Source organism: Cupriavidus taiwanensis, from assembly GCF_900249755.1.
GTDB lineage: Bacteria > Pseudomonadota > Gammaproteobacteria > Burkholderiales > Burkholderiaceae > Cupriavidus > Cupriavidus taiwanensis_D.
Map to the genome: position 1 here is coordinate 874725 of NZ_LT976853.1, position 8551 is coordinate 883275.

An 8551-nucleotide genomic window follows, 5' to 3' on the forward strand; every position below is an offset into this window, starting at 1 on the left:
CTAGACGGCGGCCGGCTGGTCAGGCTGGTCCGGTGTACGGGCACCACGGCGGCGCTGGCGCCAGGCCTTGACCTTCAGGCGCCAGCGGTCCAGCGTCAGGTAGACCACCGGCGTGGTGTACAGCGTCAGCAGCTGGCTCACCACCAGCCCGCCGACAATGGAAATGCCCAGCGGCGCGCGCAGCTCGGCGCCGTCGCCGCGGCCGATCGCCAGCGGCACCGCGCCCAGCAGTGCGGCCATGGTGGTCATCAGGATCGGGCGGAAGCGCAGCAGGCAGGCGCGGTAGATCGCGTCGCGCGGCGACAGCCCCTCGCGCCGCTCGGCATCGATGGCGAAGTCGATCATCATGATCGCGTTCTTCTTGACGATGCCGATCAGCAGGATCACGCCGATCAGCGCGATGATGCTGAAGTCGGTCTTCGAAGCCAGCAGCGCCAGCAGCGCGCCTACGCCGGCCGACGGCAGCGTCGACAGGATCGTCAGCGGATGCACATAGCTTTCATACAGCACGCCCAGCACGATATAGATCGTGACCAGCGCCGCCAGGATCAGCAGCGGCTGGCTCTTGAGCGAGTCCTGGAACGCCTTGGCGCCGCCCTGGAAGTTGGCGCGCAGCGTTTCGGGGGCGCCGATGCGCGCCATCTCGCGGTTGATGGCATCGGTCGCCTGCGACAGCGAAGTCCCTTCCGCCAGGTTGAACGAGATCGTCGACGCCGCGAACTGGCCCTGGTGGTTGACGCCCAGCGGCGTGCTGCTCGGGGTTACGCGCGCGAACGCGGCCAGCGGCACGCGGTTGCCGTTGCCGGTGACGACATAGATGTCCTTAAGCGCCTCGGGCCCCTGCAGGTATTCCTGGCTGAGCTCCATCACCACGCGGTACTGGTTGAGCGGATGGTAGATGGTCGACACCAGCCGCTGCCCGAACGCGTCGTTCAGCACCGCGTCCACCTGCTGCGCGGTCACGCCCAGGCGCGAGGCCGCGTCGCGGTCGATGATCACCGAGGTCTGCAGCCCCTTGTCGTTGGTATCGGTGTCGATATCCTCCAGCCCCTTCAGGTTCGACAACGCGGCGCGCACCTTGGGCTCCCACGCGCGCAGCACTTCCAGGTCGTCGGACTGCAGCGTGAACTGGTACTGCGAGCTGCTCTGGCGCCCGCCCACGCGGATGTCCTGCACCGACTGCAGGAACAGGCTGGCGCCGGGCTCCTTGGCCAGCTTGGCGCGCAGCCGCGCGATGATGGCGTCGGCCGATTCCCTGCGCTCCGACAGCGGCTTGAGCGTGACGAACATCTGCCCGGTATTGCGCTGCGAGCCGCCGGTAAAGCCGGTGACGTTGACCACCGCCGGGTCCGACTGGACGATCTTGATGAAGTTGTCGAGCTTGCCGCGCATGGCCTGGAACGAGGTGGCCTGGTCGGCGCGGATAAAGCCGATCAGCCGGCCGGTGTCCTGCTGCGGGAAAAAGCCCTTGGGCACGATCACATACAGGTACACGTTGAGCGCAATGGTGGCGATCAGCACCAGCCACACCAGCGGGCTCAGCCGCAGTGCGGTCGACAGCGAACGCGCATAGCCGTCATGCAGCCACTGGAACATGCGCTCGGTGGCGCGGAAGAAGCGCCCCTGTTTTTCCGGTTCCACCGGCCGCAGCATGCGCGCGCACATCATCGGCGTGGTGGTCAGCGAGACCACCAGCGACACCAGGATCGCCACCGACAGCGTGATCGCGAACTCCTGGAACAGCCGGCCGACGATGCCGCCCATCATCAGCAGCGGGATGAACACCGCGATCAGCGACAGGCTCATCGACAGCACCGTGAAGCCGACCTCGCGCGCACCGCGCAGCGCCGCAGCCAGCGGCTTCATGCCTTCCTCGATATGGCGCGAGATGTTTTCCAGCACCACGATGGCGTCGTCGACGACAAAGCCGGTGGCGATGGTCAGCGCCATCAGCGACAGGTTGTTCAGCGAGAACCCGGCCAGATACATCACCGAGAACGTGCCGATCAGGGACACCGGCACCGCCACGCTGGGGATCAGGGTGGCGCGCACGTTGCGCAGGAACACGAACACCACCATGATCACCAGCGCCACCGAGATCATCAGCGTGTGCTCGACCTCGCGCAGCGAGGCGCGGATGGTGGGGGTGCGGTCCATCATCACGTCCATCGAGATCGCCGCCGGGATCATCTTCTGCAGCTGCGGCAGCATCTCGTTGACGCGGTCGACGGTCTCGATGATGTTGGCGCCGGGCGAGCGGTTCAGCACCAGCAGCACCGACGGCTTGCCGTTGGCCGAGCCGGCGTTGCGGATGTCCTGCACCGAATCGACCACGTTGGCGACGTCGCGCAGCCGCACCGGCACCGCGAACGAATTGGGCCCGCTGGTGGCGCTGGTGCCGCCGGTGGCGCCGCTGGTGATGGTGGTGGTGCCGCTGCTGGTGGTCAGCGTCGTCACGGTCACGCCATTGACCACCCTGGTGCTGACGCCGCCGCTGGCGGTCGCATTGGCGGTGCTGGCGATCAGCGCGCCGGCCGATGCCGACGAGTACGTGCCCGGGGTGGCGTAGCGGATGATCAGCGGCATGTAGTCTTCCGCCTTCATCGCCTGGTCGTTGGCGTAGACCTGCCAGTTGTTGCTGGCGTTCTCGAGCGTGCCCAGCGGCCGGTTGGCGTTGGTCGCGCTGATGGTATTGCGCACGTCCTCGAGCGAGATGCCGTAGTTGTTCAGCGCGGTCGGGTTCAGTTCGACCCGCACCGCCGGCAGCGAGGCCCCGCCGATGGTGACCTGGCCCACGCCATCGACCTGCGACAGCTTCTGCGCGAGGATGGTCGAGGCCGCGTCGTAGAGCTGCCCGCGCGTCATGGTCGGCGAGGTCAGCGCGATGATCATGATCGGCGCGTCGGCCGGGTTGACCTTGCGGTAGGTCGGGTTGTTGGGCAGGCTGGTCGGCAGCGTCGCGCGCGAGGCGTTGATGGCCGCCTGCACGTCGCGCGCGGCGCCGTCGATATTGCGCGACAGGTCGAACTGCAGCGTCACGCGGGTCGAGCCGAGCGAACTGCTCGAAGTGATCTCGGTCACGCCGGCGATGGTGCCGAGCGCGCGCTCGAGCGGCGTGGCCACGGTGGCGGCCATGGTCTCGGGGCTGGCGCCCGGCAGCGACGCCGACACCGAGATGGTGGGGAAATCCACCTGCGGCAGCGGCGACACCGGCAGCAGCCGCAGCGCGGCCAGCCCGGCCAGCAGGATGCCCAGCGTCAGCAGCGCGGTCGCGACCGGGCGGTGGATAAAGGCGGCCGAAAGATTCATGCTCAGACCGGCTCCTCGCCCGTGCCGCCTTCTTCCGGATCACCGAAGCGCCGCTTGCGCCAGCCCTTCACGCGCGTGGCGACGCGGTCGAAGGCCAGGTAGATCACCGGCGTGGTGAACAGCGTCAGCACCTGGCTGACCAGCAGGCCGCCGACCATGGTCACGCCCAGCGGCCGGCGCAGCTCGCTGCCGATGCCCGAGCCCAGCATCAGCGGCAGCGCCGCCAGCAGCGCAGCCATCGTCGTCATCAGGATCGGGCGGAAGCGCAGCAGGCAGGCCTGGAAGATCGCGTCGCGCGGCGACATGCCTTGCTCGCGCTCGGCCTCGAGCGCGAAGTCGATCATCATGATCGCGTTCTTCTTGACGATGCCGATCAGCAGGATGATGCCGATGATGGCGATGATGCCCAGGTCCTGCCCCGCCACCAGCAGCGCCAGCAGCGCGCCCACGCCCGCCGACGGCAGCGTCGACAGGATCGTGACCGGGTGGATGGTGCTTTCATACAGCACGCCCAGCACGATATACATGGTCACCACCGCGGCCAGGATCAGCCACAGCGTGTTCGACAGCGACGCGCGGAACGCCAGCGCCGCGCCCTGGAAGCTGGTCTGCATCGAGATCGGCAGCCCCAGCTCCTGCTCGACCCGCGTGATCTTGTCGACCGCCGCGCCCAGCGATTCGCCCGGCGCCAGGTTGAACGAGATCGTCGCCGCCGGGAACTGTCCCTGGTGGTTGATCACCAGCGGCCCGGTGCGCTCGGTGATGCGCGCGAACGCGCCCAGCGGCACCTGCCCGCCGGAAGAAGAGGGCAGGCGCAGGTCGGCCAGCGACTGCGGGCTGGTGCGGAATTCCGGCATGGTCTCGAGCACCACGCGGTACTGGCTGGATTGCGTGAAGATGGTCGACACCAGCCGCTGGCCGAAGGCGCTGTACAGCGCGCTGTCGATCACCGCGGTGGTGATGCCGAAGCGCGCCGCGGCGTCGCGGTCGATATCGACATAGGCGCGCAGGCCGTTGTTCTGCTGGTCGCTGGCGACGTCGCGCAGCTCGGGCTGCTGGCGCAGGCGTTCGACCAGCCTCGGCACCCACGTGGCCAGCGTTGCGGGATCGGGATCTTCCACCGTGAACTGGTACTGCGTGCGCGAGACCTTGTCCTCGATGGTGAGGTCCTGCACCGGCTGGGTGAACAGCGTCACGCCGCCCAGGTCGTGCACGGCCTGCTGCAGCCGCTGCGTGACCACGTCGATGGGATCGCGCTCGCCCTTGGGCTTGAGGTTGATCAGCATGCGGCCCGCGTTGAGCGTGGTGTTGGTGCCGTCCACGCCGATGAACGAAGACAGGCTGGCCACCGCCGGGTCCTGCATCACCACCTTGGCCACCGCTTCCTGCTTGCGCGCCATGGCGCTGAACGAGGTGGTCTGCGCGGCCTCGGTGATGCCCTGGATCACGCCGGTGTCCTGCACCGGGAAGAAGCCCTTGGGCACCAGCAGGTACAGCAGCACGGTCAGCGCCAGCGTGGCCACCGCCACCACCAGCGTGGCCTTCTGGCGATCGAGCACCCATTCGAGCCCGCGGCCGTAGCGCGCGATCACGTCGTCGAAGAAACGCCCGGTGGCGCGGTGGAAGCGCGACAGCTTCTCTTCCGGCACGTGGTGCAGCAGCCGCGCGCACATCATCGGCGTAAGCGTCAGCGACACCACGGCCGAGATCAGGATCGACACCGCCAGCGTGATCGCGAACTCGCGGAACAGGCGCCCGACCACGTCGCCCATGAACAGCAGCGGGATCAGCACCGCCACCAGCGAGAAGGTCAGCGAGATGATGGTGAAGCCGATCTGCTTCGAGCCCTTCAGCGCCGCCTGCATCGGCGAGTCGCCCTTCTCGATGTAGCGCATGATGTTCTCGATCATCACGATCGCGTCATCGACGACGAAGCCGGTGGCAATCGTCAGCGCCATCAGCGTCAGGTTGTTGATCGTGAAGCCGGCCAGGTACATCACGCCGAAGGTGCCCACCAGCGACAGCGGCACCGCCACGCCGGGGATGATGGTGGCGGGGATATTGCGCAGGAACAGGAAGATCACCAGCACCACCAGCGCGATCGCCAGCAGCAGCTCGAACTGCACGTCCTCGACCGAGGCGCGGATGGTGGTGGTGCGGTCGGTCAGCAGCTGCACGTGGACCGACGCCGGCAGCGCGTTCTGCAGCTGCGGCAGCAGCGCCTTGATGCGGTCGACCACCTCGATCACGTTGGCGCCGGGCTGGCGCTGGATGTTCAGCACGATCGCGGGCTTGTCATTGGCCCACGCGGCCAGGCGGCTGTTCTCGGGGCCGTCGACGATCTCGGCCACGTCGGTGATGCGGATCGGCGCGCCGTTCTTGTAGCCCAGGATGATCTGGCGGTATTCGTCGGCCGAGCGCAGCTGGTCGTTGGCGTCGATGGTGGAGGCGCGCTGCGGGCCGTCGAAGCTGCCCTTGGCGCCGTTGACGTTGGACGCGCCGATGGCGGTGCGCAGGTCGTCGATCGACATGCCCAGCGACGCCAGCGCGGCCGGGTTGGCCTGGATCCGCACCGCGGGGCGCTGGCCACCGCTGATGGTGACCAGCCCCACGCCCTGGATCTGCGAAATCTTCTGCGCCACGCGCGTATCGACCATGTCCTGCAGCCTGGGCAGCGGCATGGTGTCGGAGGTCATGGCGATGGTCATGATCGGCGCATCGGCCGGGTTGACCTTGCTGTAGACCGGCGGCATCGGCAGGTCCGACGGCAGCAGGTTGCTGCCGGCATTGATGGCGGCCTGCACCTCCTGCTCGGCCACGTCCAGCGGCAGCGTCAGCTCGAACTGCAGCGTGATCACCGACGCCCCCCCTGACGAGGACGACGACATCTCCTTCAGTCCCGGCATCTGGCCGAACTGGCGCTCCAGCGGCGCGGTCACCGACGAGGTCATCACGTCCGGGCTCGCGCCGGGGTAGAGCGTGGTGACCTGGATGGTCGGGTAGTCGACCTCGGGCAGCGCCGACAGCGGCAGCAGCCGGTAGGCCACCAGCCCGGACAGCAGGATGGCCAGCATCAGCAGCGCCGTGGCGACCGGGCGCTCGATGAAGAGGCGGGACGGGTTCATGCGCGGTCCTTACTGCTGCGGTGCGCTGGCGCCGCCGTCACGATGGCGGCGGCGTTCGCCTTGCGGCGCCGAGGCGCCGGCGGCGCTGGCATCGGCCTGCGCACCGCTGGCACCGCCAGCACCATCGCGATGGCGCCGCCCGCGCGCGCGCGGCTGGCTGGCCGGCACCACCGCGGCGGCGCGCGCCGCCGGATCGACGGTTTCGACCGTCATGCCTTCCTTGAGCCGGTCGGCGCCGTCCACCACCACGCGCTGGCCCGGCTCCAGGCCCTTGAGCACCGCGCTGCGGCTGCCGTCGCCGGGCCCCAACGTGACCACCTGCACCTTGACCTTGCTGGCTTCGTCCACGGTATAGACGAAGGTGCCCTGCTGGCCGCGCTGGATTGCCGCCACCGGGATCACGGTGGCGTCTTTGAGCGTATCGACGCGCGTGCGCACGTTGACGAACTGGTTGGGGAACAGCATGCCGTCTTCATTGGGGAAGACCGCCTTGAGCTTGACCGTGCCGGTGGTGGTGTCGATCTGGTTGTCGGTGGTCAGCAGCGTGCCTTCGCCCAGCTGGTTGCGCACCTGGCGGTCCCACGCCTGCACCGGCAGCTTCTCGCCGGCGTTGAGCTTCTTCAGCACCGACGGCAGGTTGTCCTCGGGGATGGTGTACATCACGGCGATCGGCTGGATCTGCGTGATCAGCGCGATGCCGTTGGTGTCGCTGGTGTTGACGATATTGCCGGGGTCGACCTGGCGCAGGCCGATGCGGCCCGACACCGGCGCGACGATCTTCGTATAGCCCAGCTGCAGGCGCGCGTTGGCGACATTGCCCTGGTCGGTCTTGACCACGCCCTCGTACTGGCGCACCAGCGCGTCCTGGGTATCGACCTGCTGCTTGGAGATCGAGTCCTGGCCCAGCAGCGTGCGGTAGCGCTGCTGGTCCAGCCGCGCGTTCTGCAGCAGCGCCTGGTCGCGCGCCAGCTGGCCCACGGCCTGGTCGAGCGCGGCCTGGAACGGGCGCGGGTCGATCTCGGCCAGCACGTCGCCGGCCCTGACCATCTGGCCCTCCTTGAACAGCACCTTGAGCAGCGGTCCGGACACCTGCGCGCGCACGGTCACGTTCGACACCGGGGTGACGTTGCCGAGCCCGTTCAGGACCACGTCCATGTCGCGCTGGACCACGGTGGCCACCACCACCGGCGAGCGCGGCATGCCGGCGCGCCCGCCGGGGCCGCCCGGGCCGCCTGCCGCGGGTGCGCTGGCGCCGCCGGGCCCGGCCGCGGCGCCCGTGGGGGCGTCGCCGCGGTGCGCATACCAGTACCAGCCGCCGCCGGCCAGCAACAGCACCAGCAGCCCGGCATAGAGCCGGCGCCGGTTCCGCCGCGGCGGGGTGCCGGACGGGCCGGAGGGGCGGGAAGACGGGGACGGGGAAGGGTTAGGTTGGCCGTGTTCGGGGTTGGACATGTCCGCAATCCTGGGAACGGCGCGCGTGTGGCGCACCGTCATGTGTTCTGCTGGCAAGTGACGATGCCGCAGTATGCCGCATCGCAATGGGCGCCGGCCGGCCGCGTGGGGCAGCGAGCCCGCGGGCCGCCAGCGTGCCGGCGCGTGCCGGAGCGTGCCGTGCGGCGCGCAGGGCCGGCGCCGGCGGCAAGTCATGCGGCAAGGATAATGTGCGGGCGCGGGCGCCCGTATTTCGGGGCCCGGCCGATTTATTACAGCGGATTACCAGGACCCCGGGTGTAACCTGCGGAAACAAAACCGTCCGGCCCCGCCGGCATATGTGCCGCCGGGGCTGACTATCATGTGCCTATGCGAACGAACCAGCCTACCCAGATCCTAGTCGTCGACGACGATCCCGAACTGCGCGACCTGTTGCGCGAGTACCTGACCCAGCAGGGCTTCGCCGTCTCGGTGATGCACGACGGCGACGGCCTGCAGGCGCGCCTGGAGCGCGAACGGCCGGCGCTGATCGTGCTGGACCTGATGATGCCCAAGGTCGACGGCCTGACCGCGCTGCGCAACCTGCGCGCCCGCAACGACGATATCCCGGTGATCCTGCTGACCGCGCGCAGCGACGAGATCGACCGCATCGTCGGCCTGGAGATCGGCGCCGACGATTATCTTGG

General features: G+C 68.7%; 3 protein-coding genes and 1 pseudogene. 1 reads left to right on the forward strand and 3 read right to left on the reverse strand.

The genetic code is table 11. The annotated features are described in order from the left end of the window. Genes CBM2594_RS04000 through CBM2594_RS04010 form a run of 3 tightly spaced genes read right to left on the reverse strand, consistent with a single transcriptional unit; the run spans position 1 to position 7886 of the window. A complete protein-coding gene (locus CBM2594_RS04000; RefSeq protein WP_116355709.1) occupies positions 1-3309 on the reverse strand; it encodes an efflux RND transporter permease subunit in 3309 nt (1102 codons plus the stop codon). 2 nt (positions 3310-3311) lie between these two features. Then, positions 3312-6434 (reverse strand): MdtB/MuxB family multidrug efflux RND transporter permease subunit, encoded by a 3123-nt coding sequence (locus CBM2594_RS04005; RefSeq protein ID WP_116355710.1) that lies wholly within the window; start codon positions 6432-6434, stop codon positions 3312-3314. Positions 6435-6443: 9 nt separating this feature from the next. Continuing rightward, complete coding sequence (locus CBM2594_RS04010) at positions 6444-7886, reverse strand: MdtA/MuxA family multidrug efflux RND transporter periplasmic adaptor subunit (protein ID WP_116357675.1); 1443 nt, start codon at positions 7884-7886, stop codon at positions 6444-6446. A gap of 348 nt (positions 7887-8234) precedes the next feature. Between CBM2594_RS04010 and CBM2594_RS26780 the strand changes: the two are divergent. Further along, a pseudogene (locus CBM2594_RS26780) lies at positions 8235-8551 on the forward strand (response regulator); the annotation flags it as partial.